The sequence below is a fragment of the Geodermatophilus sabuli genome, assembly GCF_900215145.1.
Lineage (GTDB): Bacteria > Actinomycetota > Actinomycetes > Mycobacteriales > Geodermatophilaceae > Geodermatophilus > Geodermatophilus sabuli.
In genome coordinates this window covers 746,596-772,513 of the sequence record NZ_OBDO01000001.1, presented here as the reverse complement: position 1 = coordinate 772,513, position 25,918 = coordinate 746,596, and the positions used below count along the sequence as shown (strand labels likewise).

20 protein-coding genes are annotated in these 25,918 nt (G+C 73.4%); 13 read left to right on the top strand and 7 right to left on the bottom strand.

The window, feature by feature from the left end:
• Nucleotides 1–9 precede the first annotated feature (9 nt).
• Together lipA and CRP39_RS03700 are read left to right on the top strand one after the other, a co-directional pair.
• A complete protein-coding gene (lipA, locus tag CRP39_RS03705) occupies nt 10–984 on the top strand; it encodes a lipoyl synthase (RefSeq protein ID WP_097204442.1) in 975 nt (324 codons plus the stop codon).
• 54 nt (nt 985–1,038) lie between these two features.
• Entirely contained in the window at nt 1,039–1,893 is an 855-nt protein-coding gene (locus tag CRP39_RS03700) for a DUF4191 domain-containing protein (protein ID WP_097204440.1), read from the top strand.
• Between the two features lie 66 nt (nt 1,894–1,959).
• Here CRP39_RS03700 and CRP39_RS03695 read toward each other — a convergent pair whose 3' ends face one another.
• Nucleotides 1,960–2,367 (bottom strand): RDD family protein, encoded by a 408-nt coding sequence (locus CRP39_RS03695; RefSeq protein WP_245853543.1) that lies wholly within the window; start codon nt 2,365–2,367, stop codon nt 1,960–1,962.
• A 169-nt stretch (nt 2,368–2,536) separates the two neighbouring features.
• Here CRP39_RS03695 and glnA point away from each other — a divergent pair, with 169 nt between their 5' ends.
• Nucleotides 2,537–3,970 carry a type I glutamate--ammonia ligase gene (gene glnA / locus CRP39_RS03690; protein WP_097204437.1) on the top strand — a complete coding sequence of 478 codons (1,434 nt, stop codon included), beginning with the start codon at nt 2,537–2,539 and terminating at the stop codon, nt 3,968–3,970.
• Between the two features lie 177 nt (nt 3,971–4,147).
• On the opposite strand, the gene CRP39_RS03685 is transcribed toward glnA, so the two are convergent.
• Nucleotides 4,148–4,951, bottom strand: a complete 804-nt coding sequence (locus CRP39_RS03685) for a PaaX family transcriptional regulator (RefSeq protein ID WP_097204436.1) — start codon at nt 4,949–4,951, stop codon at nt 4,148–4,150.
• A 198-nt stretch (nt 4,952–5,149) separates the two neighbouring features.
• Between CRP39_RS03685 and CRP39_RS03680 the strand changes: the two genes are divergently transcribed.
• The 6 genes from CRP39_RS03680 to CRP39_RS03655 all read left to right on the top strand — a co-directional run bounded on the left by CRP39_RS03680 (nt 5,150) and on the right by CRP39_RS03655 (nt 13,900).
• Nucleotides 5,150–6,742 carry an FAD-dependent monooxygenase gene (locus CRP39_RS03680; protein WP_097204434.1) on the top strand — a complete coding sequence of 531 codons (1,593 nt, stop codon included), beginning with the start codon at nt 5,150–5,152 and terminating at the stop codon, nt 6,740–6,742.
• Nucleotides 6,739–8,868 (top strand): acetate--CoA ligase family protein, encoded by a 2,130-nt coding sequence (locus CRP39_RS03675; RefSeq protein WP_216359595.1) that lies wholly within the window; start codon nt 6,739–6,741, stop codon nt 8,866–8,868. The genes CRP39_RS03680 and CRP39_RS03675 overlap by 4 nt, the downstream gene beginning before the upstream one ends.
• The gene (locus CRP39_RS03670; protein WP_097204433.1) at nt 8,865–10,562 is read left to right on the top strand and encodes a (2,3-dihydroxybenzoyl)adenylate synthase; all 1,698 of its coding nucleotides are present in this window, start codon (nt 8,865–8,867) and stop codon (nt 10,560–10,562) included. The genes CRP39_RS03675 and CRP39_RS03670 overlap by 4 nt, the downstream gene beginning before the upstream one ends.
• A gap of 148 nt (nt 10,563–10,710) precedes the next feature.
• Nucleotides 10,711–11,358, top strand: coding sequence for a cysteine hydrolase family protein (locus CRP39_RS03665; RefSeq protein WP_097204431.1), 648 nt, complete (start codon nt 10,711–10,713; stop codon nt 11,356–11,358).
• 57 nt (nt 11,359–11,415) lie between these two features.
• Nucleotides 11,416–12,228, top strand: a complete 813-nt coding sequence (locus CRP39_RS03660; RefSeq protein ID WP_097204430.1) for an erythromycin esterase family protein — start codon at nt 11,416–11,418, stop codon at nt 12,226–12,228.
• Nucleotides 12,229–12,304: 76 nt separating this feature from the next.
• Nucleotides 12,305–13,900: an acyl-CoA synthetase gene (locus CRP39_RS03655; RefSeq protein ID WP_097204428.1), complete on the top strand. Its 1,596-nt coding sequence runs from the start codon at nt 12,305–12,307 to the stop codon at nt 13,898–13,900.
• Between the two features lie 10 nt (nt 13,901–13,910).
• Here CRP39_RS03655 and CRP39_RS03650 read toward each other — a convergent pair whose 3' ends face one another.
• Together CRP39_RS03650 and CRP39_RS03645 are read right to left on the bottom strand one after the other, a co-directional pair.
• Nucleotides 13,911–14,666 (bottom strand): IclR family transcriptional regulator, encoded by a 756-nt coding sequence (locus CRP39_RS03650; protein WP_097204427.1) that lies wholly within the window; start codon nt 14,664–14,666, stop codon nt 13,911–13,913.
• Nucleotides 14,663–16,144 (bottom strand): APC family permease, encoded by a 1,482-nt coding sequence (locus CRP39_RS03645; RefSeq protein ID WP_097204425.1) that lies wholly within the window; start codon nt 16,142–16,144, stop codon nt 14,663–14,665. The genes CRP39_RS03650 and CRP39_RS03645 overlap by 4 nt, the downstream gene beginning before the upstream one ends.
• 231 nt (nt 16,145–16,375) lie before the next feature.
• Between CRP39_RS03645 and CRP39_RS03640 the strand changes: the two genes are divergently transcribed.
• The 4 genes from CRP39_RS03640 to CRP39_RS03625 all read left to right on the top strand — a co-directional run bounded on the left by CRP39_RS03640 (nt 16,376) and on the right by CRP39_RS03625 (nt 22,049).
• On the top strand, nt 16,376–17,857 hold the full coding sequence (locus tag CRP39_RS03640; RefSeq protein WP_097204424.1) for an APC family permease: 1,482 nt from the start codon (nt 16,376–16,378) through the stop codon (nt 17,855–17,857).
• A gap of 33 nt (nt 17,858–17,890) precedes the next feature.
• The gene (locus tag CRP39_RS03635) at nt 17,891–19,816 is read left to right on the top strand and encodes a primary-amine oxidase (protein ID WP_097204422.1); all 1,926 of its coding nucleotides are present in this window, start codon (nt 17,891–17,893) and stop codon (nt 19,814–19,816) included.
• A 77-nt stretch (nt 19,817–19,893) separates the two neighbouring features.
• Nucleotides 19,894–20,349 carry a hypothetical protein gene (locus tag CRP39_RS03630; RefSeq protein WP_097204420.1) on the top strand — a complete coding sequence of 152 codons (456 nt, stop codon included), beginning with the start codon at nt 19,894–19,896 and terminating at the stop codon, nt 20,347–20,349.
• A complete protein-coding gene (locus CRP39_RS03625) occupies nt 20,346–22,049 on the top strand; it encodes an AMP-binding protein (RefSeq protein ID WP_097204419.1) in 1,704 nt (567 codons plus the stop codon). The genes CRP39_RS03630 and CRP39_RS03625 overlap by 4 nt, the downstream gene beginning before the upstream one ends.
• A 117-nt stretch (nt 22,050–22,166) precedes the next feature.
• On the opposite strand, the gene CRP39_RS03620 is transcribed toward CRP39_RS03625, so the two are convergent.
• The 3 genes from CRP39_RS03620 to CRP39_RS03610 form a co-directional block, all read right to left on the bottom strand.
• Complete coding sequence (locus CRP39_RS03620) at nt 22,167–22,361, bottom strand: YbdD/YjiX family protein (RefSeq protein ID WP_097204417.1); 195 nt, start codon at nt 22,359–22,361, stop codon at nt 22,167–22,169.
• Entirely contained in the window at nt 22,358–24,580 is a 2,223-nt protein-coding gene (locus CRP39_RS03615; protein ID WP_097204415.1) for a carbon starvation CstA family protein, read from the bottom strand. The genes CRP39_RS03620 and CRP39_RS03615 overlap by 4 nt, the downstream gene beginning before the upstream one ends.
• A gap of 198 nt (nt 24,581–24,778) precedes the next feature.
• Nucleotides 24,779–25,906, bottom strand: coding sequence for a 5-methyltetrahydropteroyltriglutamate--homocysteine S-methyltransferase (locus CRP39_RS03610; protein WP_097204412.1), 1,128 nt, complete (start codon nt 25,904–25,906; stop codon nt 24,779–24,781).
• Nucleotides 25,907–25,918 lie beyond the last annotated feature (12 nt).

Genomic DNA, 25,918 nt, shown 5'->3' with positions numbered 1-25,918 from the left:
TGGCCGATCATGAGTGAGACGGTGGCCCCGACCCCCTCCTCGGACTCCCCGATCGCACCGTCCGGCCGCAAGTTGCTGCGCCTTGAGGTCCGCAACAGCCAGGTGCCGATCGAGCGCAAGCCCGAGTGGATCAAGACCCGGCTGAAGACCGGCCCCGAGTACACGGAGCTGAAGTCGCTGGTCCGCCGCGAGGGCCTGCACACCGTCTGCGAAGAGGCCGGCTGTCCCAACATCTACGAGTGCTGGGAGGACCGCGAGGCCACCTTCCTCATCGGCGGGGACCAGTGCACCCGGCGCTGCGACTTCTGCCAGATCGACACCGGCAAGCCCGCGGAGTTCGACGCCGACGAGCCGCGCCGCGTGGCCGAGAGCGTCGCGACGATGGCGCTCAAGTACGCCACGGTCACCGGGGTCGCCCGCGACGACCTGCCCGACGGCGGCGCCTGGCTCTACGCCGAGACGGTCCGGCAGATCCACGCCGCCGTCCCCGGCTGCGGCGTCGAACTGCTCATCCCCGACTTCAACGCCGACCCCGACCAGCTGGCCGAGGTGTTCTCCTCCCGGCCCGAGGTGCTCGCGCACAACGTCGAGACCGTGCCGCGGATCTTCAAGCGCATCCGTCCCGGCTTCCGCTTCGAGCGCTCCCTGACGGTGATCGCTGCTGCCCGCGAGGCCGGCCTGGTCACCAAGTCCAACCTCATCCTCGGGATGGGCGAGGAGCCGGAGGAGGTGGTCGAGACGATGCGGGCGCTGCACGAGGCCGGCTGCGACCTGCTGACCATCACCCAGTACCTGCGGCCCTCGCCGCGGCACCACCCGGTGGTGCGCTGGGTCAAGCCCGACGAGTTCGTGCAGTTCCAGCGGACGGCCGAGGAGATCGGCTTCCCCGGGGTACTCGCCGGGCCGCTGGTCCGCAGCTCCTACCGGGCCGGTCGGCTGTACCAGCAGGCCGTCGCGGCGCGGGGTCTGACCCCCTTCATCTGAGGGAGTCCGGGCCGGTCCGCCGGACCGGCCCGGTCACGCCCCTATCCTGGGGGCATGGCACGCAGCAAGTCTCCCGACTCCCCCGCACCGACCGGCAAGGCCGGGCGGGGCCCGACCGCCGCCCGCGGCCGGGGCGGGTCGACGGCCGCAGGGGCCAAGGCCGGCGCCGCCCAGGGCACGAGCGGCAAGGCCGGCAAGCTCGACAAGAACGGCCAGCCCAAGGTCGGTCGGCTCAAGCGGGCCGGCAACCAGGTCCGCATGATCAAGCAGGCCTACTCGCTGACCCGCAAGAACGACCCGAAGCTGCCCTGGATCATGCTGATCGCCTTCGTGGCGGTGGCCGCGGTCGTGGAGCTGCTCGGCATCCTCTTCGGCTCGCCGTTCCTGTTCATCCCGCTCGCGATCCTGCTCGGCGTGCTGGTCGCCCTCGTGGTGTTCGGCCGGCGGGCGCAGGGGTCGGCGTACCGGCAGGTGGAGGGCCAGCCGGGCGCGGCGGCCTGGGTACTGGAGGGCATGCGCGGCGACTGGCAGGTCTCCTCCGGGGTCGCCGGCACCACGCAGCTGGACGCCGTCCACCGGGTGCTCGGCCGTCCCGGCGTGATCCTGGTCGGCGAAGGGGCCGCCTCGCGGGTGCGCCCCCTGCTGGCGCAGGAGAAGAAGAAGGTCGCCCGCATCTCCGGCGACGCCCCCATCTACGACATCCTGGTCGGCGACGAGGAGGGGCAGGTGCCCCTGCGCAAGCTGAGCGCCCACGTCATGAAGCTCCCGCGCAACCTCTCCGGCGCCGAGCTCAACGCGCTGCGCAAGCGGCTGGCCGCGCTCGGCGGCGCGCGGATGCCGGTCCCCGGCGGCCCGCTCCCCGGTGGCCGGCAGATGTCGGTGAGCCAGCGGCAGGTCCGCCGCCGCTGACCAGCCCCGGACACACAGGAGCCCCGCGCCGTCCGGCGCGGGGCTCCTGTCGTCGGGGGGCCGTCCTCAGTCGCGGACGACGGCGGTGCCGGTGAGCCGGTCGTGCAGTCCGCGGCCGTCGCCGTCCACCACGAGCGCGGGGACCAGCAGCATGAGCAGCGCCGTCCGGACGACGGCCCGCCACGGCGCCAGGCGCGCGCCCGGCCGCGGATGTGCCAGGCGCAGCCCGAACAGGCGCATCCCCGGCGTCTGCCCGAAGATGACCAGGGCGAGCACGGTGACGAGGCCGAAGGACAGCAGGCTCCAGTTGCCGGGCAGGTCCGGCGCAGTGACCAGCCCCGCCACGAGCGCCGAGGCGATGGCGTCGACGACGAACGCGCCGGCCCGGCTGCTGAAGGTCGCCAGGGACCCGGGGCCGTCGGCCGGCAGCCCCAGCGACGCACCGCGGCGATGCTCCTGAGAGGGTGGCTGCACGTCCCCGACCATGACCGCCAGCGTAGGACCCGTCCTACGCCCGGCCCCCGCGACCGACCCCGGCGACACGCCCGCACCGTTGTTACCGCTCCGAAACACCGGAGACACTGCGGGGCAACTCCGCGCTCGTAGTTTTCCGTTCGGCTGTCCGCCCACACCCGGAGGATCGATGTTCACCAGTCCCGACGAGGTCGCCGCCTACATCCGCGACAACGACGTCGAGTACGTCGACGTGCGCTTCTGCGACCTGCCCGGCGTCATGCAGCACTTCACCATCCCGGCATCGACGTTCGGCGAGGACACCTTCACCGACGGCCTCGGCTTCGACGGCTCCTCGATCCGCGGGTTCCAGGCGATCAACGAGTCGGACATGCTGCTGCTGCCCGACGCGAACAGCGCCTTCCTCGACCCGTTCCGCGTGCACAAGACGCTGAACGTCAACTTCTTCATCCACGACCCGATCACGCGCGAGGCCTACAGCCGCGACCCGCGCAACGTGGCGAAGAAGGCCGAGGCCTACCTGGCCAGCAGCGGCATCGCCGACAGCGCCTACTTCGGGCCGGAGGCGGAGTTCTACATCTTCGACTCGATCCGGCACTCGACCGGCATCAACGAGGGCTACTACCACATCGACTCGGTCGAGGGTTCGTGGAACTCCGGTGCCCTGACCGGCGAGAACGGCGGCCCGAACCTGGGCTACAAGACGCGCGCCAAGGGCGGCTACTTCCCGGTCGAGCCCTACGACCACTACAGCGACCTGCGCTCGACGATGATGACCAACCTGACCAACGCGGGCCTGGAGCTCGAGCGGGGTCACCACGAGGTCGGCACCGGCGGTCAGGCCGAGATCAACTACAAGTTCGACACGCTGCTGCGGTCGGCCGACAGCCTGATGCTGTTCAAGTACATCATCAAGAACACCGCCTGGGCGCACGGCAAGACCGCCACCTTCATGCCCAAGCCGCTCTACGGCGACAACGGCTCCGGCATGCACTGCCACCAGAGCCTCTGGAAGGACGGCGAGCCGCTCTTCCACGCCGAGACCGGTTACGCGGGCCTGTCCGACACCGCCCGCCACTACATCGGCGGCCTGCTGGCCCACGCCCCGTCGCTGCTGGCCTTCACCAACCCGACGGTCAACAGCTACCACCGTCTGGTGCCCGGCTACGAGGCGCCGATCAACCTGGTCTACTCCGCCCGCAACCGCTCCGCCTGCTGCCGCATCCCGATCTCCGGCGACAGCCCCAAGGCCAAGCGCATCGAGTTCCGCGTGCCCGACCCGTCGGCCAACCCCTACCTCGCCTTCTCGGCGATGCTCATGGCCGGCCTCGACGGCATCAAGAACAAGATCGAGCCTCCGGCGCCGGTCGACAAGGACCTCTACGAGCTGCCGCCCGAGGAGGCCCTGGGCATCGAGAAGGTCCCGGCGTCGCTGGACGCGGTCCTCGACAACCTCGAGACCGACCACGAGTACCTGATCGACGGCGGGGTCTTCACCCCGGACCTGATCGAGACGTGGATCGAGTACAAGCGGGAGCACGAGATCGACCCGATCCGGCTGCGCCCGCACCCGCACGAGTTCGCGATGTACTACGACATCTGATCGACGGGGCCGGTTCCGGTCCTGACGCGGCAGTCCGCAGTCCCCACCGGGTCTCCCGGTGGGGACTGCGCCGCACCCCGCCCACTCCGCTCTCCTCGCCGCTGCTCTCCGACGACGTGACCACCCGGCTGCTCGGCCGCGACGGCTCCCCGCTGCGGCCGGACGGCCGGCAGCGCCTCAGGATCCGTGCCGCCCCAGCACCGTCGTGACGAACGCGTCGGCCGGCCGGGCCAGGGCCTCGTGCGCCGCCACGAACAGCTCGTGGGCCCGGCGGCCGGGCCAGTCGTCCGGCAGCAGCTCCGCCGGCAGGTCGGGGTCCCGGAACGGGAAGTGCCGGTAGCTGGAGACCAGCTCGATCCGCTGCCGCAGCGCCTCCGGACCGGGTAGCGCGGCGAGCTCGGCGGCCATGGGCAGGCCCTCCAGGCGGGTGACGAGGTCCTGGTAGTCGCGGCCGAGCGCCTTGAGATCCCAGCAGCGCTCGACCATGTCGAGGTCCGCCGCCCGGCCACGGGACCGGCAGGTGAGGAGGTCCAGCCTGGCCGACGTGTCCGCCAGGGCGCGCTCCACCTCGTCGAGCCGCTCATGGGGGCTGAGCCACGTCGCCGTGGCCAGCGGCCCGAAGCCGAGCCAGGACAGCGTGCGGCGCAGCCGTTCGCGCTCGGCACGGTCCTGCTCGGACACGGCGTAGATGACCATGCGCCACTGGCCGTCCCAGGACGGGTGGACCCGCTCGAAGATCCTGGTGCGCCCCTCGTCCAGCAGCCGCCAGGCCCGGTCGGTCAGCGCGTAGACGGCCTGTCGACCCTGCCGGTGGGTGTCGAACCACCCCTCCTTGCGCATGCGGGCGAGGACGATGCGGGCGGTCGGCTCGCCGACGCCGAACACCTCCAGGAGCTCGACGAGTGCCTGGATCCGTGCGGCGCCGCCGTGGTAGCGCAGGTGGTCGCCGAACAGGTCGAACACCACGGACCGCGGTCTCATCCAGCTCTCCTCGGTGCTCGCGGCGACCGGTCTCGCCACTGCGGGTGATTGTCCGGCCGGCCCGTCGCCGTGGCGCCGGCAGGTGGGCGGCACGCACCCGATGGGGGCACCCGGGTCGACGTTGCCCAGGGCGATCATGTGTGTCAGTCTTGTGCCGCTCAACGTGCTTGATGACATATGCGGACTGGGGGGTGCACGATGCGCACAGCGGTACTGGGAGCCGGCCCCGGCGGTCTGTTCGCCGCCACGCTGGCGAAGACCAGTCGACCGGATCGGGAGGTCACCGTCTTCGAGCGCAACCGTGCCGAGGACACCTTCGGTTTCGGTGTGGTGTTCTCCGACGCCACGCTGGAGGGCATCCATGCGGCCGATCCGGTCGTCCGGGACGCGCTCACCGAGCACGGCGTGCACTGGGACCCGATCGAGGTCCGGCTGCACGGCGAGCGGTTCCTGTGCCACGGCAACGGCATGGCCGCCGTGGAGCGTCGGACGCTGCTCGACCTGCTGCAGCGGCGCGCCGTGGAGGCCGGCGTCGACGTCCGGTTCTCCACCGAGATCGAGCCGGACGAGCTCCTGGCTGCGGGATACGACCTGGTGGTCGCCGCCGACGGCGCCAACTCGCGCGTGCGGGACCGGTTCGCCGACGTCTTCGACCCCTCGGCCGAGACCGCGACGGCCAAGTTCATCTGGCTGGGGACCACGTACCCGTTCGACGGTCTCACCTTCGTCCACGAGCGCGGCCCGCACGGGGTCTTCGCGGTGCACGGCTACCCGATCGGCGATGGCGTCTCCACCTTCATCGTCGAGACCGACGAGGACACGTGGCGGGCCGCCGGGCTCGACGGGTTCGACGTCACCCAGCCCCCCGGCCCGAGTGACGAGAAGACCCGGGCCTACCTGCAGGACCTCTTCGCCGGGCAGATCGACGGGCACCCGCTGCTGGTCAACAACTCGCGGTGGGGCAACTTCCGCACCCGGCGCGCACGCCGGTGGCAGCACCGCGTCAGCAGCACCGCCATCGCGCTGCTCGGCGACTCCGCCCACACCGCGCACTTCTCCGTCGGCTCCGGCACCAAGATGGCGATGGAGGACGCCGTCGCGCTGGTCTCCGCCCTCGACGAGCACGGGGACGACCTCGACACCGCCCTTGCGGCCTACGAGACCGTCCGACAGCCGCAGGTCGCGAAGATCCAGGACTCCGCGCGCCCCAGCCTGTCGTGGTGGGAGCACTTCGGCCGGTCCCACGACGCGCTCCCGGCGTGGCAGTTCGCCTACCACTTCTTCACCCGCAGCCTGAGCGAGTCGAAGCTGCGCCGGCGTGACGACGCGTTCATCGCCGGCGTCCATGACCGCTGGCGCGAGGTCCACGGCGCCGAGCCGTTGGCCAGCCCCCTCGAGGTCGCCGGCCAGCGGCTGGACGGGCGGGTCGTCGTGGTCGGCGACGGAGCGGCCCACCTGCCCGGTGGTCCGCTCCCCCTGCTGCCCGGGGCGACCGACGACGGCGGCCCCTGGGGCCTGTGGGTGGCCGCCCCCGACAGCGAGGACCAGCTGCCCGCCGCCCTGGACGCCGTGGCCAAGGGCGTGGCCGCCGGCACCGCCCTGGTCGCCGTCGGCGGTGGCACTTCGCTGACCCGCCGGCTGCTGTGCGAGGCGGCCCGGCTCGAGCACCACGTGGTGAGCCTGCTGGTCGAGGAGGTCGACCCGGCGCTGGCCGGCGACGTCGCCGTGACCGCCGTGCTCTCCGGCCGCACCGACCTGGTGAGCGCACCGGCCGAGGAGGTCGACTCGTGAGCGGGAGTGCGAGCGCACGCGGTGGGCACAGCGGCCTGGCGGACGCGGTCGGCGAGCGCCGGCGAGGCGGTGACGTCCGCCGTCTCGATCCGCTGTTCGGCCCCCGCGGGATCGCCGTCATCGGGGCCTCCCGCGACCCGGGCAAGCTCGGCGCGGTCATGGCCCGCTCCCTGAGCCGGTTCCCGGGAACCGTGGTGGGGGTCAACTCCCGCGACGTCGACCCGGCCGCCGGCCGGTTCGCCTCGGTGGCCGACGCTGCCACCGCCTCCCCCGACCCGATCGACCTGGCGGTGCTCTGCGTGCCCGCTGCCGTGTCCGCGCAGGCGCTGACCGAGGCCGGCGAGGCCGGCGTCCGCGCCGCGCTGGTCTGCTCCGGCGGGTACGCCGAGGCCGGGGGCCCGGGCGTGGGTCACCAGCGGGACCTGGTGGCGGCCGCCCGGGACCACGGCATCGCGCTGTTGGGCCCGAACACCTCCGGGTTCCTCGTCCCCACCCGCAGCCTCACCGCCACCTTCGTGCCCGCCGCGGGCGCGGTGCCCGCAGGCCCGGTCGCGGTGGTCGCGGCCAGCGGCGGGGTCAACCACGCGCTCGCCTTCCTGCTCGGCGAGGCCGACATCGGCGTCTCGCTCGCCGTCGGACTCGGCAACGCGGTCGACGTCACCGCCGCCGACGTGCTGACCCACCTGGTGGACGACGGGACCACCCGGGCGGTCGCGCTGCACGTGGAGTCGGTCCCGGACGGGCCGGCGCTGGCCGCGGCGGTCCGGGCGCTCACCGCGCGGGTTCCCGTCGTCGCGCTGGTCGTCGGGCGCAACGACGTCGCCGAGTTCGCCCGCTCGCACACCGGCGCCCTGGCCACCTCCTGGCGTACCACCCGTGCCGCGCTCCGGGCGGCCGGCGCCGTGCTGGTCGACGACGAGCGGGAGCTCATCGACGCGGTCACCGCGCTGTCGGCGCTGCGGCTGCCCCCGGTCGCCGACCCCGGGGTCGGCGTGGTCACCGCACAGGCCGGACCCGCCCTCCTGCACGTCGACGGGCTGCGCGGCCGCGGCGTCGCCATCCCGCAGCTGACCGAGGACGCGCGCATGGCGGTTGCGGAGCTGCTGCCGCCGCTGACCTACCAGGCCAACCCCGTGGACACCGGCCGCCCCGGCCCCGGCTTCGACCGGCTCCTGGCCACGGTCTCCGCCGACCCGGGCGTCGACCTCCTCAGCGTCTACGCGCTCGCCGAACCCGATGCGCTCGACCTCCCGGCGGCCGTGGAGAGCGCCCGCGCCGCCGGCGCCGGACCGCTCGTCGTCGCCCTGGGCGGCCCACCCGAGCAGGTGACGCCGCAGCGGCAGGCGCTGCGCAAGCTCGGGGTACCCGCCCTCGACGGCCCCGCGGCGCTCACCGTCGCGGTCTCGGCCCTGGTCGAGGACGCCCGCGCGCGCGGCCGCCGGAGCGACGAGGCGCCGCGCCCGCCGGTGCTGGTGAGCGTCCCACGCCGCGACCTCGACGAGGACGAGGCCAAGGCCCTCCTCGGGGAGCTCGGCATCCCGACCCCACCCCGGCGGGCCTGCGCCGACCGGGCAGCGGCGCACCGCGCCCTGGCCGAGCTGCCCGGACCGCTCGCGGTCAAGCTGCTCGACGCCACGGTGACCCACAAGTCCGACGTCGGCGGCGTGCACCTGGGCATCCGGGACGCCGCCGGACTCGACGCCGCCCTCGACGCCCTCGAGGGGATCGGCGCCACGCGTTTCCTCGTCGAGCCCATGGCACCCCCCGGGGTCGACCTCATCGTCGGGGCGTCCCGCGACCCCGTCTTCGGGCCGATCGTGCTGGTCGGGCTCGGCGGCGTCGTGGCCGAGGCGCTGGCCGACGTCGCCGTCGCCCCGGCCCCGCTGGGTCCCGAGGCAGCCGGGGCGCTGGCCGACGAGCTCAGCGGCCGGGCCCTGCTCGACGGCTTCCGCGGTGGCCCGGTGGCCGACCGCACCGCCCTCGGGTCCGCGCTGGCCGCCCTCGGCGACCTGCTCGTGAGCCATCCCGAGATCGAGGACGTGGAGATCAACCCGCTGCGCGTGACCGCCGACGGGCTGCTCGCGCTCGACGCCGTCCTGACCGTGGGCGAGGAGGCCCGTCCATGACCAGCAGCCGCGCCATCACGCCCATCGCCGAGGGCGTCGTCCCCTGGCCGGACGACCTCGCGCAGCTCTACACCGAGAGGGGGTGGTGGCGCGGGGCCGCGCTGGGCGCCGAACTGCTGGCCGCCGCCGACGCGCACCCCGACGCGGGCGCCCTGGTCGACGGAGACGTCCGGCTGACCCACCGGTCACTGGTCGCGCGCGCCGACGCCCTGGCGGGCCGGCTGGTCGACGACCTCGGCCTGCAGCGGGAGGACCGCATCGTCGTCCAACTGCCCAACTGCTGGGAGTTCGTCGTCCTCACCGTGGCCTGCCTGCGGGCCGGGATCGTGCCGGTGATGGCCCTGCCGGCCCACCGGCAACACGAGCTCGGTCACCTCGCCGCCCACAGCGAGTCGGCGGCGCTGGCGGTGCCGGCCACGCTGCGCGGCTTCGACCACGCCGAGATGGCCGAGGAACTGCGCGCCGGATCGGACACCCTGGAGCACGTCCTGGTGGTCGGCGACCCGGTGCGCCCGGGCCACGTCGACCTCACCGCACTGTGCGCGGAGCCCGACGACCCGGCCGCGGTCCGCGCGCGGTGGGACGCCGAGCAACCGTCGAGCCGGTCGGTGGCGGTCTTCCTGCTCTCCGGCGGCACGACCGGCCTGCCCAAGCTGATCGCACGGACCCACGACGACTACGCCTACAACGCCCGGGCCAGTGCCGAGCTCTGCGGCCTCGGCCCGGACACCGTCTACCTCGGCACGCTGCCGGCCTCGCACAACTTCCCGCTGGCCTGCCCCGGGATCCTCGGCACGCTGCTGACCGGCGGCCGGGTCGTGATGCTCCCGTCCCCCGAACCCGAGCGGGTGTTCGCGACCATCGCGGCCGAGGGCGTCACCGTGGCCACGGCCGTCCCCGCCGTCGCCCAACGCTGGCTGGCGCACGCCACCGAGCACGGCGCCGAGCAGCTGCGGACACTGCAGCTGCTGCAGGTCGGCGGCGCCCGGCTGGCCGACGAGGTCGCCCGCACCGTCCGCCCGGTGCTCGGCTGCACCCTGCAGCAGGTGTTCGGCATGGCCGAGGGGTTGCTCAACTACACCCGCCTCGACGACCCCGAGAACGTCATCTGCACGACCCAGGGCCGGCCGATGAGCCCCGGCGACGAGGTGCGCGTCGTCGACGAGCTGGACCGGGACGTCCCAGACGACACACCCGGCGCCCTGCTCACCCGCGGGCCCTACACGCCGCGCGGCTACTACCGGGCGCCGGAGCAGAACGCCCGGGCCTTCACCCCCGACGGCTGGTATCGCAGCGGCGACGTCGTCCGCCGCCGGCCCGACGGCAACCTCGTCGTCGAGGGCCGGGACAAGGACATGATCAACCGCGGCGGCGAGAAGATCAGCGCCGAAGCGGTGGAGAACCTCGCCTACCAGCTCCTCCCGCAGGTCGCCTCCGTCGCCGCCGTCGCCATGCCCGACACCCAGCTCGGCGAGCGGGTCTGCCTCTACGCCGTCCTCAAGCCCGGCACCGCACTCACCCTCGGCGACGTCCGGCAGGCCCTCGCCAGGGCCGGCGTCGCCACCTTCACGTGGCCCGAGCACCTAGAGATCGTCGACGAACTGCGCACCACCAAGGTCGGCAAGATCGACAAGAAGGCGCTGCGGGAGGACATCGCCGCGCGTCTGCCCGCCCGGGAGGACCCCCGGTCATGACCTCCTCAGTCGCCCGGCAGGACCGGCCCGCCGAGGGTGTTCTGCAGGACGCTCAGACGTCACACTGACGACGCTCGATGATCACATGACACATCGAGGCTCACCCCGTTCCCCGGCCAACCGCCGCACACCTCGCCCGGAGGTCCCCGTGCCCTACACCTTCGACCGCATCGACCCGGCCCGGACGGCGATGATCGTCGTCGACATGCAGAACGACTTCGTCGCCGAGGGGGCGGCCCTGCAGTCCAAGCAGGCCCTCGCCATGGCCGACGAGCTCGCGCAGACGCTGGCGTTCTGCCGGGACAACGGGATCAAGGTGATCTACACCGCCCACGTCCACCGCGAGGACGGCTCCGACATGGGGCTGTACGACGACCTCTACCCGCCGATCGACCAGCGGGCGGCTCTCGTCGACGGCACCCCGGGGTCGGAGATCTTCCCGACCCTGGCGCCGGCGCCCGGAGAGCACGTCATCAAGAAGCACCGCTACAGCGGCTTCTTCGCCACGGACCTGGACCTGGTCCTCCGCGAGTGGGGGATCGACTCGGTCGTGATCTCGGGGACGACCACGGAGAACTGCTGCCACGCGACCGCGCGCGACGCCATGTTCCACAACTACAAGGTGGCGTTCCTGTCCGACGCCACGGGCACCTTCGACTACCCGGACGTCGGCTGGGGCGCCATGTCGGCCGACGACGTCCACCGCGGGACGTTGTCCATCCTCGCGTTCTCCACCGCCCACGTGATGACCGCCGCCGAGTTCCGCGGTCTCGTGACCGGCCAGGGCGCCGAGTAACGACCGCCGGCGTCCCCGGGGCGGGCCGGGTCGCGGACCCGACCTGACCCGCCCCTCCTGACCGGCCACCTCGACGCGGTCGACCCGCCGGCCCGGCAGCTGCTGGACGCCGCCGTCGAGATCGCCGCCGGGATCGCCGGCACGACCCAGGCGCAGTCCACCCCCGGCTACCTCGCGCTGGACCCGGCCCGGCAGGACGCGCTCACCGCCGCACTCAGCCGCCTGGCCGACCGGTTCGACGCGCTCGCGCCCACCTCCGTCGACGTCGTCGGCCAGGCCCGCCACGACGTCGCCCGGTGGCGGCTGGAGGCGGCGATGGCCGCCGACCACCAGCTCCGCGCGATCGCCGGCCTGTCCGCCGGGACGGCGCTGCCCGCGGCAGCGACCTCGCGGGAGCGGTACATGGCCGCCACCGTCCGCTGGTGGCTCGACCGGCTCGGCTCCGACGCCCGCGTCGTGGTCATGGCGCACAACGCGCACGTCCAGCGCACGCCGGTGGTCTACGAGGGCGAGGTCCAGGCGCTGCCGATGGGCCTGCACCTGGACCGGGTGCTCGGCGGAGACTACGTCGCCGTCGGGCTGACCAGCGGCGCCGGCCGGACCGCCGCCCTCCACCCCGCGGCCGACGTCGGCCCCTACGGGTTCCGGGTGGAGGACACCGCCCTGGATCCGCCGCGGCCCGGCAGCATCGAGGCGGCCCTGGCCGGGAGCGGCCTCGTCCTCGCCGACCTGAGCGCCGCCCGCGGCGACGACGCCGGACCGGACCGCATCCGCCTGGACTCCGGGTACCTCACCACGCTGGTGGCCGACGCGTTCGACGCCGTCGTCCACGTGCCGGAGACCCGCCTGGCGGCCGACCTCGGGTTCTGAGCGCGGGTGGCGTGACCGGCGGGGCGGCACGCGGCAGACTGCCCGCAACCCGTGCCGCTCCCAGGAGGGATCTGCCATGACCAGCACCGACGTCGTCCGCGCCCGACAGCACTCCGTCGGCGACCTGCTGCACCGGACCGCGCAGCGGTACCCGGACAAGCTCGCGGTGGTCGCCGGTGACCTGCGGGTGACCTACGCGGAGTTCGACGCCGCGGTGAACCGCACCGCGCACGCACTGGCCGACCGCGGCCTGGGAAAGGGCGACCGGCTGGCGCTGCTGAGCCACAACAGCTGGCAGTACGCGGTGCTGGCCTTCGCCACTGCCAAGCTCGGTGTGGTACTCGTGCCGGTGAACTTCATGCTCGGCCCGGACGAGATCGCCTTCATCCTCCGTCACTCCGGCGCGGCCGGGATGGTCACCGAGGACGCCCTGGCCGAGACCGCGGACAAGGCGCTGGCCGCCGCGGGCGTGCAGGGCGGGGTGCGGGGCTGGATCGGGCTGTCCGGCGCCGCGCCGTCGGCCGGCTGGGAGGACGTCGACACCTGGTGGCGCACCGGCGACGACAGCGCCCCGGAGGTCGCCGTCGCCGACGACGACCCGCTGCGGCTGATGTACACCTCCGGCACCGAGTCCCGGCCCAAGGGCGTGATGCTCTCCTCCCGCTCGCTGATCAGCCAGTACGTCTCCTGCGTCATCGACGGCGGCATGAGCGCCGAGGACGTCGAGGTGCACGCGCTGCCGATGTACCACTGCGCCCAGCTGGACTGCTTCTTCTCCGTCGACGTCTACCTCGGCGCGACCAGCATCATCCTGCCCGCGCCCGATCCGGCGGCCATCCTCGCCACCGTCGCCCGCGAGCGGGTCACCAAGCTGTTCTGCCCGCCGACGGTGTGGATCTCGCTGCTGCGGCACCCCGACTTCGACACCACCGACCTGTCCAGCCTGCGCAAGGGCTACTACGGCGCCTCCCCCATGCCGGTGGAGGTGCTCCGCGAGCTGCAGCGCCGGCTGCCCGACGTGCAGCTGTGGAACTTCTACGGCCAGACCGAGATGAGCCCGCTGGCCACCATCCTGCGGCCGCACGAGCAGCTGGAGCGGGCCGGCTCGGCCGGCCGCGCCGCCCTCAACGTGGAGACCCGCCTGGTCGACGACCACGGCAACCCGGTGCCGCCCGGCGAGGTCGGGGAGATCGTGCACCGCAGCCCGCACGCGGCGCTGGGCTACTACCAGGACGAGGCCAAGACCGCCGAGGCCTTCGCCGGCGGCTGGTTCCACTCCGGCGACCTCGGCGTCATGACCGCCGACGGCTACCTGTCCGTCGTCGACCGCAAGAAGGACATGATCAAGACCGGCGGGGAGAACGTGGCCAGCCGCGAGATCGAGGAGGCCGTCTACGCCCTCGACGGCGTCGCCGAGGTCGCCGTCTTCGGCATCAGCCACCCCTACTGGGTCGAGGCCGTCACCGCCGTCGTCGTCCCCAAGCCCGGCGCGACGATCACCGCCGAGGACGTGCACGCCCACACCCGCGACCGGCTGGCCGGCTACAAGCGCCCCAAGTACGTCGTGGTCGCCGACGCGCTGCCCAAGAACCCCAGCGGCAAGATCCTCAAGCGCCAGCTGCGCGAGCAGCACGCCGGCCTCGCGCAACAGGACACCTCAGCGGCGGGCTGAGGCGTCGGGGTCAGCCGAGCAGCGGGCCCAGACGGTCGGCGAACGCGATCGCGTGGCCCGCGCGGGCCGCGGCGGTCGCCTCGTCCTGCCCCGGGCCGGTGACGGCGATGGCCGCGACCAGCACCCCGGCGGGCGTGCGCACCGGCACGGCGGCGCAGGACACCCCCTCGTGCAGCTGGCCGGCCTGCACCGCCGTCCCCCGGTCGGCGACCGCGCGCAGCTCGGCGTCCAGGTCGGCCGGGCGGGTGACCGTCCGCTCGGTGAACTGCACCAGCCGGCGCGGGGGGACGACGTCGCGCCAGTCGGGCTGCTCGGCCAGCAGCAGCTTGCCCACGGCGGTGGCGTGCAGGTGCCGCTCGACCTCCGCCGTTGAGAGCAGCGGGTGGTCGGGGTCGACGTCGGCGCAGCGCAGCACCGGACCGGAGTACAGGACCAGGTGCACGCCGAAGCGCACCTGCTGCCGCAGTTCCCCGATCACCTCCCGCACCGCGGTGGACAGCTGCGCCGGCCCCGGGCTCCCGGTCAGCCCGGCCACCTTGCGGCCCAGCGCGAAACCGTGCAGGTCGGGCAGGCGGACCAGGTACTCCTCGCCCACCAGCAGGTTGAGCAGCCGGTACGCGGTGGCCGGTGGCAGGCCGACGTCCTCGGCGACCTCCTTGGCGGTGACCCCTGCCCCGGCCCGGGCCACCGCCTCCAGGATGGCCAGCGCGCTCTGCACCGCCTTGGGCTGCCGCCCGGTGAGGCCCCGGTCGATGGCGGGGGTCATCGCGACGTCCGGACGCTGCCCGGCAGCACGCTGCTGGCGGTGGCCTGGTCGTAGACCCCGACCGCGGCGAGCCGGCCGGGGTCGCGGCGGCGCAGCCACGCCGTCCAGGCCAGGCCCGGGGCCATCACGGCCAGGAAGACGGCGACCACCGTGCGGCCGCCCGACCACGAGGCGCCGGCCATGCCGGCCACCAGCACGAGGAAGCCGCCCACACCGGCGACCAGCCCCCCGACCGCCGGCAGCGGCGTGAGCTCGCCGATCCGCCGGAGGAAGGCCGGCATCGCCAGGCAGGCCAGCGTGTAGGCGACGACGTAGCCGAAGGCGGAGACGGTGAGCGAGGCGGTCAGCACCGCCCGCGGCCCGCCGCCGGCGGCCAGCGCGACGACCGGGACCCCCACCACAGCCGGCAGGACGACGCCGAGCGCCACGTACGGCGTCTCGAACCGGGAGTGGGTGCGCCCCAGCGCGCGCGGCAGCACCCCCTCGCGGCCCATCGAGAACAGCACCCGGCCGAGCGCGTTGGTCGAGCCGGTGACGCAGGCGAAGAACGACGCGGCGATGCCGAGGTCCAGGACGCGGCGCAGCAGCCCGAGCCCCTGCCGGTCGGCCAGCTCCGCCACCGGGACGGGGCTGGTCAGCACGTCCAGCGGCGCGGCCCGCAGCAGCACCACCTGGGCGGCGGCGGCCGCGACGAAGAGCACCCCGGCCACCGCCGGCGTCCAGAGCACCGCCCGGGGGACAGCGACCAGCGGCCGGCGCGCCTCGACGCCGAGGGTCGAGGCGCTCTCGAACCCCATGAACGCGGTGACGCCGAGGACCACCCCGACCGCGACCCCGCCCCACTCCACCCCCGCGTCGACCACCGGGGCGGCGGTCCCGGGCCCGCCGCGCGGGGCGAGCAGCAGCACCCCCAGGACGGCGAGCACCACGACGGTCGACAGCAGCTCGAGGGCGAGGGCCACCCGCGCGGACAGCTGGATGCCCCGCACGGTGCACAGCGTGGCCAGCAGGCCGAGCGGCACGGCCAGGGCCGCCACCACCAGCGGCGTGGGCCGCAGGCCGACGACGCCGGCGAGGTAGACCGACGCCCCGACCAGCGCCGACATGGCGACCGCGGCGTAGCCGACCAGCAGCGCCCAGCCCCCGGCGAGGGCGCCGACCGGCCCGAGGCCCTTGGCGGTGTAGCTGTAGGTGCCGCCGACCGCGGCCATGCGGCGGCCGAACTGGGTGAGGCACCAGCCGACCAGCAGCACCAGTGCGGTGGCCGCGCCGAACGCCGGCAGGGTCGCGGCGCCGGACTCGACCAGCACGATCGAGGGCACCACGACCATCGCCGCCGACGGGGCCAGGGCGGAGACCGACTGCGCGAGGACCTCGGGGAAGGTGAGACCCCGGCGGCGCAGCCCCGCCACCGGCGAGCGGGCGGGCAGGCGTCCGGGCACGCCGCGGCGCGTCGCCGGCCCGGTCCGCTGCCCCATGAGCTCCCGCCGTCTCCCGTCGTCGCTGGCCGGGGAGCGTAACCAGGTCAGGGCCGTTCCGGGTCCCTGCACGTCGAATGAGAAAAGTGTGAGCCGGATCTCGTTTGCCGTTACACGGACGTTTCCGCGAAGTTACGGGCGTGTGACCGGGCAGGCCCGAGGAGCGGTCAGGGTGACCGGGTCGCACTCCCGCCCCCGGCAGCACCGCGCTGCCACCCCCCGGAGGTCCGCATGGCCACCGTCTCCGACCCGCCTCCCACCACGACCGGCGCCGCCCGTACCGACCCCGCGAGCCACCGGCTGCGGGGCACCCTCGGCCCGGCTTCGATCGTGCTCATGGTGGTGGCCGCCGCGGCGCCGCTGACCGTCGTCGCCGGCTCCTTCCCCATCGGCATCGCCGCCGGGAACGGGCCGGGCTACCCCGCGATGTACGTCGTCGCCGGCGTCGTCCTCGCGTTCTTCGCCGTCGGCTTCACCGCCATGACCCGGCACGTGCCGAACGCCGGCGCCTTCTACTCCTACATCGGCACCGGGCTGGGCCGCGGGGCCGGGTTGGGCAGCGCGCTCGTCGCGCTGATCAGCTACCTCACCGTCCAGGGCGCGGTGTACGGCTACGTCGGCTTCCTGCTCGACGACCTCGTCACCGGCTACGGCGGGCCCGACCTGCCGTGGTGGCTGTGGACCGCCGCCGTCCTCGCCGTCACCGGGCTGCTCGGGTACCGGCACATCGAGCTGTCCAGCAAGGTGCTCGGCGTCCTGCTGGTCGCCGAGGTCGGCATCGTGCTGGTGCTGGACGTCGCCGTCATCGGCCGCGGCGGGGGCGACGAGGGCCTGTCCTCGGCGCTGGTGACCCCCGCCGACGTCCTCTCCGGTGCCCCCGGCATCGGGCTGATGTTCGCCATCGCGGGGTTCATCGGGTTCGAGGCGACCGCGATCTTCCGCGACGAGGCCCGCGACCCCGAGCGCACCATCCCGATCGCGACCTACGCGGCACTGGCGATCATCACGGTCTTCTACACCGTCTCCGCGTGGGCCATCGTGAGCGCATGGGGCGACAGCCGCATCGTCGAGGAGTCCGCCGCCGACCCGGGCGGGATCGTGGTGGCCACCGCGCAGGAGTACGTCGGGCCGATCGCCGCCGACATCATGCAGGTCCTCTTCGTGACCAGCCTGTTCGCTGCGATCCTCGCGTTCCACAACGTGACGTCCCGGTACTTCTTCTCCCTCGGCAACACCGGCGTGCTCCCCGCGATCTGCGGCCGCAGCCACACCCGGCACGCCTCGCCGCACGTCGCCTCGCTCGTGACCTCGGGCGTCGGCGCCCTGCTCATGGCCGTCTGCGTGATCGCCGGCCTGGACCCGGTGCTGGAGATCTTCACCTGGCTGGCCGGGATCGCCAGCGTCGGGATCGTCGTCCTGATGCTCATGGCCTGCCTGGCGGTGCTCGTCTTCTTCCGCCGCACCGGCGTGGACCGGAGGCCCTGGCAGACGCTGGTCGCGCCGTCCCTCGGGCTGCTGGGTCTCGCCGCGATCCTCGTGCTCCTCGTCAAGAACCTGCCGCTGCTCATGGGCGGCTCCACGGTCCTGGGTGTGGGCGCCGGGGTCCTGCTCGCCGTCGCCCTGGCGGCCGGCTGGGCGCTGGCCAAGGCCCGGCCGCAGGCCGCCCGCGCCCTCACCACCGCCTCCCCGGCCGATGACGCCCCCCTGATCTGACCGTCCGATCCCGCACCACCGAATGGAGCTGACATGACCCTCACCGCCCCTCCCACCACGGCCACCCACCCGCTCTCGCGGCTGTCCGCCGAGGAGATCACCGCCGCCCGGGACGTCGTCGTGGCCGCCGGGCTGCACAAGGAGAGCAGCAAGTTCGTCTACGTCGGCCTGGAGGAGCCGCACAAGCGCGACGTCCTCGCCTGGTCGCCCGGTCAGCCGGTCGAGCGCCGGGCGCGGGTGCTGCTGCTGGACCGGGCCACCGGCCAGGGCCGTGACGTCACCGTCTCCCTGACGGCCGGCAGCGTCGTCCGGGACGTCGAGATCAACGGGGTCGCCGACGGACAGGTCCCGATCCTCGACGCCGAGTTCGAGGCGATCGAGCCGATCCTCGCCGCCGACGAGCGCTGGGTGGCCGCCATGGCCAAGCGCGGGCTGGACGTGGCGAACGTGCGCGCCGTCCCCCTGTCGGCCGGCTCCTACTTCCCCGACGAGTTCGGCGATCGGGTGGTCCGCGTGCTCGGCTTCCACCAGGCCGACGAGTCCGACCTGCCGTGGGCGCACCCGGTGGACGGCGTCGTCGCCTACGTCGACATCACCCGCGGCGTCACCACGGCGGTGCACGACCACTTCGACCTGCCGGTGCCCGCCGAGCGCGCCGACCTGGACCAGGCCACCCACCCGCACCCGGTGCGCGACCTCAAGCCCATCGAGATCACCCAGCCCGAGGGGCCGAGCTTCACCGTCGACGACGACGTCGTCCGCTGGGCCGGGTGGGAGTTCCGCGTCGGCTTCGACGTCCGCGAGGGGCTGACCCTGCACCAGCTGTCCATCGACGGCCGCTCGGTGGTCTACCGGGCGTCGATCTCGGAGATGGTCGTGCCCTACGCCGACCCCTCCCCCGTGCGGTTCTGGCAGAACTACTTCGACACCGGCGAGTACCTCTTCGCCCGCTACACCAACTCCCTGGAGCTGGGCTGCGACTGCCTCGGCGAGATCCACTACTTCGACGCCACGATCGCCGACGAGGACGGCGCCCCGCGGGTGCTGCGCAACGCCATCTGCCTCCACGAGGAGGACTACGGCGTGGGGTGGAAGCACACCGACCTGTTCAACGGGATGGTCGAGACCCGCCGCTCGCGCCGGCTGGTGATCAGCTTCTTCACCACCATCGGCAACTACGACTACGGCTTCTACTGGTACCTCTACACCGACGGCACCATCCAGCTGGAGTCGAAGGCGACCGGCATCGTCTTCACGTCGTCCTACCGCGGCGAGGAGCACCCGTACGCGACCGAGATCGCCCCGGGGCTGGGCGCGCCGTTCCACCAGCACCTGTTCTCCGCGCGGCTGGACATGGCCGTCGACGGCGAGCGCAACGCGGTGCACGAGGTGGACGCCGTCCGGGTGCCGGTCAGCGACACCAACCCGTACGGCAACGCGTTCACCCGCCGGTCCACGCCGATCACCCGCGAGTCCGAGGCCGCGCGGGTGGCCGACGGCACGGTCGGGCGGGTGTGGCACGTGCTCAACCCGGAGCGGACCAACCGGCTGGGCCAGCCCGTCGGCTACGCGCTGCACCCGGAGAACCTGCCGCTGATGCTGGCCGACGAGTCCTCCTCGATCCACCAGCGCGCCACCTTCGGCACCAAGAGCCTGTGGGTGACGCAGTACGACCCGGCCGAGCGCTACGCGGCCGGCGACTTCGTCAACCAGCACCCGGGCGCGGCGGGGCTGCCGGCGTTCGTGCAGGCGGACCGGCCGCTGTCGGGTCCGGACGGGCAAGGCGCCGACGTCGTCCTGTGGCACACCTTCGGGCTGACCCACTTCCCGCGCCCGGAGGACTGGCCGGTCATGCCGACCGACTACGCCGGGTTCACCCTCAAGCCGGTGGGCTTCTTCGACCGCAACCCGGCGCTCGGGGTGCCGAGGTCGACGTCGTCGCACTGCGCCCACGAGTGAGCAGTCCGACCTCCCGTGATCATGGGGTCGTTGCCCGGCGCCGCGGTGTGTCCTGCCGTGTCGCCGGCGACGACCCCATGATCGACAAGGTGGGCGCGGGGGTCGCGGCGGCCGGCCGGGTGGGCGCGGGGGTCGCGGCGGCCGGCCGGGTGGGCGCCGTGCTCGCGCTCGCCTCGGCCGTCGTGCACGCGGCGGCGGTCGACGCCGCGTCGCTGGCGTCGCTGGCCATGACCGGGATGGCGCTGGCCTGCCTGCCGTGCGCCTGGCACCTGTGGCGCTCCCCGGCGCCGCGGGTGTGGGGCACGACCGTCGGACTGGACCTCGGCATGCTCGCCGTCCACGCGCCTGCCGCGGGTGGGCACGTGCACGGGGGCGCCGCGGGGACCGCACAGCTCGGCACCACCCAGCTCGGTGTCGTGCTGGTCACCGCGTCGCTGCTCCTGGGTCTCGCCGTCCTCGGCGTCCTCGCCGTGCGGGCGGCGGCCGGTTCCCTCCCCGTGCCCGCCGCCGGGGAGGAGACTCCCCGACCATGACCGCGACCGACGCCTACCGTGCCGCCCGCGACCAGCTGCTCGCCCTCCGCGGGCAGCACGACCGCGCCGTCACCGAGTTCCGATGGCCCGACCTCGGCGACCGGTTCAACTGGGCGGTGGACTGGTTCGACGCGATCGCCCGGGGCAACGGCCGGGCGGCGCTCGTGCTCGCCGAGGACGACGGCTCGACCACCACGCGCACCTTCGACGAGATGGCCCGCCGCTCCGACCAGGTCGCCGCCTGGCTGGCCGGCCGGGGCGTGGGCCGTGGCGACCGGGTGCTGCTCATGCTCGGCAACCAGGTCGAGCTGTGGGAGTCGATGCTGGCGATCATGAAGCTGGGCGCGGTGATCATGCCCACCACCACCGCCCTCGGCGCGAACGACCTCACCGACCGGGTCGGCCGCGGCGGCGCCCGCCACGTGCTGTGCAACGCCGTCGACACCGGCAAGTTCGACTCGGTGCCCGGCGACTACACCCGGCTCAGCGTCGGCCCGGCCGACGGGTGGGCCGACCTGCACGACGCCGACGGCCTGGACGCCGGGCCGGCCGCGCACCCGGGCACCGCCCCCGGCGACCCGCTGCTGCTCTACTTCACCTCGGGCACGACCTCCCGGCCCAAGCTGGTCGAGCACACCCAGGTCTCCTACCCCGTCGGGCACCTGAGCACGATGTACTGGCTGGGGCTGCAGCCGGGCGACGTCCACCTCAACGTCTCCTCCCCCGGCTGGGCCAAGCACGCGTGGTCCTGCTTCTTCGCCCCGTGGATCGCCGAGGCGACGGTCTTCCTGCACAACTACAAGCGGCTGGAGCCCGGCACGCTGCTGGAGCGCATCCGCACGCACGGCGTGACGTCGTTCTGCGCGCCGCCCACGGTGTGGCGGATGCTCATCAACGCCGACCTCTCCGGCGGGCCGGGCGCGCTGCGCGAGGTCATCGGCGCCGGTGAGCCGCTCAACCCCGAGGTGATCGAGCAGGTGCGCCGCGCCTGGGGGCTGACCATCCGCGACGGCTACGGGCAGACCGAGACCACGGCCCAGATCGGCAACACCCCCGAGGCGCGGGTGCTGCCCGGCTCGATGGGCCGGCCGCTGCCCGGCGTCCCGGTGGCCCTGGTCGACCCGCTCACCGGACAGCCGGTCGAGGGCCCCGGCGAGGGCGAGATCTGCCTGGACCTGTCGCAGTCCCCGCTCCCGCTGATGACCGGCTACCAGGGGGATCCCGAGCGCAACGCCGAGGCGATGGCCGGCGGCTACTACCACACCGGCGACATCGCGAGCCGGGACGCCGACGGCTACGTCACCTACGTCGGGCGCACCGACGACGTCTTCAAGGCCTCGGACTACAAGATCAGCCCGTTCGAGCTCGAATCGGTCCTCATCGAGCACCCGGCGGTGGCCGAGGCCGCCGTCGTCCCCGCCCCGGACGCGGTGCGCCTGGCCGTGCCGAAGGCCTACGTCGCGCTGGCCCCCGGCCACGAACCGACCGAGGAGACGGCGCTGGCGATCCTGCGCTACGCCCGCGAGCACCTCGCGCCGTTCCAGCGGGTGCGCCGGATCGAGTTCGCCGACCTGCCCAAGACGATCTCCGGGAAGATCCGCCGGGTGGAGCTGCGCGGTCGGGAGGAGGAGCTGGCCGGGCTGGAGGAGCCGCGGCCCGGCGAGTGGCGCGACGACCAGTTCCCGGCGCTGCGCGGCTGAGGTCCCGGACGCACGATCAGCCTGGCTCAGGTCGGCGCGTCCTGGCTCACCTCCCGCGGTGAGCCGGGACGCGTCACGATCAGCCGGGCTGATCGTGCGCGGACGACGGCCGGGCGGTCAGCAGCAGCGGCTGACCGGGTTCCGCTCCAGCGCGTCGGAGCGGCGCCGCTCGAACTCCCGCCGGCTGACCGGCTCGTGCCCGTGCTCGGCACAGTGCCGGAGGTAGTCGTCCCAGCGGGCCTCGCCGGTGAACTCCCGCAGGTACCACCGCACCCCGCGCCAGGCGCGCGTGGCCGCTTCCCGTCCGCTCACGCCACACCCCCCTCGGACGGCCGCCCGGCGCCCACCAGCCGCTCGTGCTCGGCGATGGCGCGCTTCTCCTCGGCGGTGGCGAACAGGCCGGCGGGCTCGACGATCTCCGACGTCACGGCCGGCTCCTCCGTGGTCGGCACCGGCCCGCGGGCCCGGATCGCCCGCGCGATGACGAACACCGCGTTGCCGACGACGACCAGGGTGAGCACCGCGAACACCGCCTGCAGCACCCCGTTGAGGGTCGAGTTGAAGATGACCTGGTCCATCTGACCGGCGTCCTGCGCCGGCGCCAGCAGCTCCCCCGCCGCCTGGGCGTCGGCGTACCGCTGACGCTGGGCGAAGTAGCCGACCGCCGGGTCGGAGGAGAACACCTTCTGGAAGCTGGCCGTCATCGTGACCACGAGGTCCCAGGCCAGCGGGATGCCGGGCACCCAGGCGTACTTCAGCTTGCCGTGCTTGATCAGCAGCACCGTCACCAGCGTCAGCGCGATGGCGGCGAGCAACTGGTTGGAGATGCCGAACAGCGGGAAGAGCTGGTTGACGCCGCCCAGGGGGTCGGTCACCCCCACGTAGAGGATGTAGCCCCACAGGCCCACGGTGATGGCGCTGGCGATGATGTTGCCGGGCCGCCAGGACAGGTCACCGAACTTCTTCCAGACGTTGCCGATCGTGTCCTGCAGCATGAACCGGCCCACCCGGGTGCCGGCATCCACGGCCGTGAGGATGAACAGCGCCTCGAACATGATCGCGAAGTGGTACCAGAAGGCGGCCATCCCGGCACCGAACGCATCGGACAGGATGTTGGCGATGCCGACGGCCAGCGTGGGCGCGCCGCCGGTACGGGAGACCAGGCTCGGCTCCTGCACCGCCGCGGACGCCGCGGCGATGTCCTGGGCCGTCGTGTCGAAGCCCAGGCCGTTGACGTAGGCGGCCGCCGTCTCCGCCGTCCCACCGGTGGCGCCGGCCGGGCTGTTCATCGCGAAGTACAGGCCCTGGTCGATCACCACGGCCGCGATGAGCGCGCTGATCGCGACGAAGGACTCCATGAGCATGCCGCCGTAGCCGATCAGGCGGACCTGGCTCTCCTTGGCCACCATCTTCGGCGTCGTACCGGAGGAGATCAGCGCGTGGAAGCCCGACAGGGCGCCGCAGGCGATGGTGATGAAGACGAACGGGAACAGGGACCCGGCGAAGACCGGACCGGTGCCCTCACGGGCGAAGTCGGTGACCGCGTCGGCCTGCAGCACCGGCCGGGCCAGCAACAGCCCGATGGCGAGCAGGACGATGACGCCGACCTTCATGAACGTCGACAGGTAGTCGCGCGGGGTGAGCAGCAGCCACACCGGCAGCACCGACGCGACGAAGCCGTAGACGACGAGGGCGAGGACCAGCCACTCCTTGGACAGCGTCAGCGCCTCGCCGAGCCCGGTGTCGTCGACCCAGCCGCCGCCGATGACGGCCAGCAGCAGCAGGACGACGCCGATGGCGGTGGCCTCCAGTACCCTGCCGGGCCGGAGCGTGCGCAGGTAGACGCCCATGAAGAGGGCGATCGGGATGGTCAGCGCGATGGAGAAGACACCCCACGGCGACTCGGCGAGCGCGTTGACCACGATCAGCGCGAGCACCGCGAGGATGATGATCATGATCGCGAAGACGGCGATCAGCGCGGCGATGCCGCCGACGATGCCGATCTCCTCGCGGACCATCTGGCCGAGGCTCTTGCCGTTGCGGCGCATCGAGAAGAACAGGACGGTCATGTCCTGGACGGCGCCGGCGAAGATGACGCCGACGATGATCCAGATCGTCCCCGGCAGGTAGCCCATCTGGGCCGCGAGCACGGGGCCCACCAGCGGGCCGGCGCCGGCGATGGCGGCGAAGTGGTGCCCGAAGAGCACCCGCCGGTCGGTCACGTCGAAGTCGACGCCGTTGTGCATCCGCTCGGCCGGCGTCGCCCGCCGGTCGTCCACCTGCAGCACGCGACGGGCGATGAACTTCGAGTAGAAGCGGTAGCCGATGGCGTAGGAGCACAGCGCGGCGAAGAGGATCCACAGCGCCGACACCGTCTCGCCGCGCACGAGCGCGAGCACCGTCCAGGCCACCGCGCCGACCACCGCGACCAGCACCCAGGCCACCACGGTCTTCACCGACGGGCGACGGCGGACGTCGCCTTCCGGAGGCAGTCCTCCGCCGGTGTCGTCCCTGCTGACAGTCGTCGACATGAGCGACCTCCCTGCATGCCAGGCGGCGCCCGGACGACGCGGCCCGCGGTCAGGACGATCATGCTGCGTCCGGACCCGCCCCACCACCGGAGGCGGGACGGCGGCCCTCCTCCAGGGTGGGTCCTGGTGGGGTGGTGGAACGGCCACCCTTCAGGGGCCCGCGCCGAGCGTGCGAGGCGTGGGGGAAGGGTGATCCCCTCAGTAGCCCCAGACCTCCTGGGCGGTCTCCACCACCAGGGCCAGCTTGGCGATCTGCTCGTCGCGGGTCAGCGCGTTGCCCTCGACGGTCGAGGAGAAGCCGCACTGCGGCGAGATCGCCAGCTGGTCCAGCGGCACGTACGCCGCCGCCTCGTCGATGCGCCGCTTGAGCTGGTCCTTGTCCTCCAGCTGGGGGCGCTTGCTGGTGACCAGCCCGAGCACCACCCGCTTGCCGGGCGGGACGAAGCGCAGCGGCTCGAACCCGCCGGACCGGGCGTCGTCGTACTCGAGGAAGAAGCCGTCGACGTCCAGGCCGCCGAACAGCGCCTCGGCGACGAAGTCGTAGCCGCCCTCGGCCACCCATGAGGAGCGGAAGTTGCCGCGGCACAGGTGGGTGGTGACGGCCAGCCCCTCGGGACGGCCGGCCAGCGCGGCGTTGATCTGCCGGATGTAGCGCTCGTGCTGGTGTTCGGCGTCGCGGCCCTGCTCGGCCAGCTCGGCCCGCTGGGCGGGGTCGTTGAGGTAGGCCAGGCTGGTGTCGTCCAGCTGCAGGTAGGTGCAGCCCTGCGCGGCGATGCCCTGCACCTGCTGGCGGTAGGCCGCCGACAGCGCGTCCCAGAACGCGTCCTCGTCCGGGTAGACCGCCGGGTCGATGGCCGCGGCGCCCCCGCGGTAGTGGACCATCGACGGCGAGGGGATGGTCAGCTTCGCCGTCTGGCCCTCGCCGACCAGCGACTGCAGGTAGGCGAAGTCGGCGCCGAAGATCGGCTCGTCGATCGACAGCGGGCCGTCGACGTGCAGGCCGGCCGGCACCCAGTCGATGTCGCCGTCGGCGTTGTGGAAGTGGACCGGCCGCCCCTCCCCCTCCACCTTGGTGATCCCGTTGATCGCGTAGATGAAGTCCATGTGCCAGGTGGCGCGGCGGAACTCGCCGTCGGTGGCGGTGTGCAGCCCGACGTCCCCCTGCAGGCGGACGACGTCGGCGATCGCCGAGTCCTCGACGCCCCGCAGCTCCGCGGCGTCGATCTCACCGGCGGCGAAGCGGGCGCGGGCGTCGAGCAGGGCCTGCGGGCGGAGGAGGCTGCCGACGTGGTCGGCGCGGAACGGCGGGCCGGAGGAATCGGTCATGGCGCCCAGCTT

What these genes read in the sequence shown, in the direction of transcription:
- lipA (WP_097204442.1), top strand. Translation starts at nt 10, where the DNA reads ATGAGTGAGACGGTGGCCCCGACCCCCTCCTCGGACTCCCCGATCGCA.
- CRP39_RS03700 (WP_097204440.1), top strand. Translation starts at nt 1,039, where the DNA reads ATGGCACGCAGCAAGTCTCCCGACTCCCCCGCACCGACCGGCAAGGCC.
- glnA (WP_097204437.1), top strand. Translation starts at nt 2,537, where the DNA reads ATGTTCACCAGTCCCGACGAGGTCGCCGCCTACATCCGCGACAACGAC.
- CRP39_RS03685 (WP_097204436.1), bottom strand. Translation starts at nt 4,951, where the DNA reads ATGAGACCGCGGTCCGTGGTGTTCGACCTGTTCGGCGACCACCTGCGC.
- CRP39_RS03680 (WP_097204434.1), top strand. Translation starts at nt 5,150, where the DNA reads ATGCGCACAGCGGTACTGGGAGCCGGCCCCGGCGGTCTGTTCGCCGCC.
- CRP39_RS03670 (WP_097204433.1), top strand. Translation starts at nt 8,865, where the DNA reads ATGACCAGCAGCCGCGCCATCACGCCCATCGCCGAGGGCGTCGTCCCC.
- CRP39_RS03655 (WP_097204428.1), top strand. Translation starts at nt 12,305, where the DNA reads ATGACCAGCACCGACGTCGTCCGCGCCCGACAGCACTCCGTCGGCGAC.
- CRP39_RS03650 (WP_097204427.1), bottom strand. Translation starts at nt 14,666, where the DNA reads ATGACCCCCGCCATCGACCGGGGCCTCACCGGGCGGCAGCCCAAGGCG.
- CRP39_RS03645 (WP_097204425.1), bottom strand. Translation starts at nt 16,144, where the DNA reads ATGGGGCAGCGGACCGGGCCGGCGACGCGCCGCGGCGTGCCCGGACGC.
- CRP39_RS03640 (WP_097204424.1), top strand. Translation starts at nt 16,376, where the DNA reads ATGGCCACCGTCTCCGACCCGCCTCCCACCACGACCGGCGCCGCCCGT.
- CRP39_RS03635 (WP_097204422.1), top strand. Translation starts at nt 17,891, where the DNA reads ATGACCCTCACCGCCCCTCCCACCACGGCCACCCACCCGCTCTCGCGG.
- CRP39_RS03630 (WP_097204420.1), top strand. Translation starts at nt 19,894, where the DNA reads ATGATCGACAAGGTGGGCGCGGGGGTCGCGGCGGCCGGCCGGGTGGGC.
- CRP39_RS03625 (WP_097204419.1), top strand. Translation starts at nt 20,346, where the DNA reads ATGACCGCGACCGACGCCTACCGTGCCGCCCGCGACCAGCTGCTCGCC.
- CRP39_RS03615 (WP_097204415.1), bottom strand. Translation starts at nt 24,580, where the DNA reads ATGTCGACGACTGTCAGCAGGGACGACACCGGCGGAGGACTGCCTCCG.
- CRP39_RS03610 (WP_097204412.1), bottom strand. Translation starts at nt 25,906, where the DNA reads ATGACCGATTCCTCCGGCCCGCCGTTCCGCGCCGACCACGTCGGCAGC.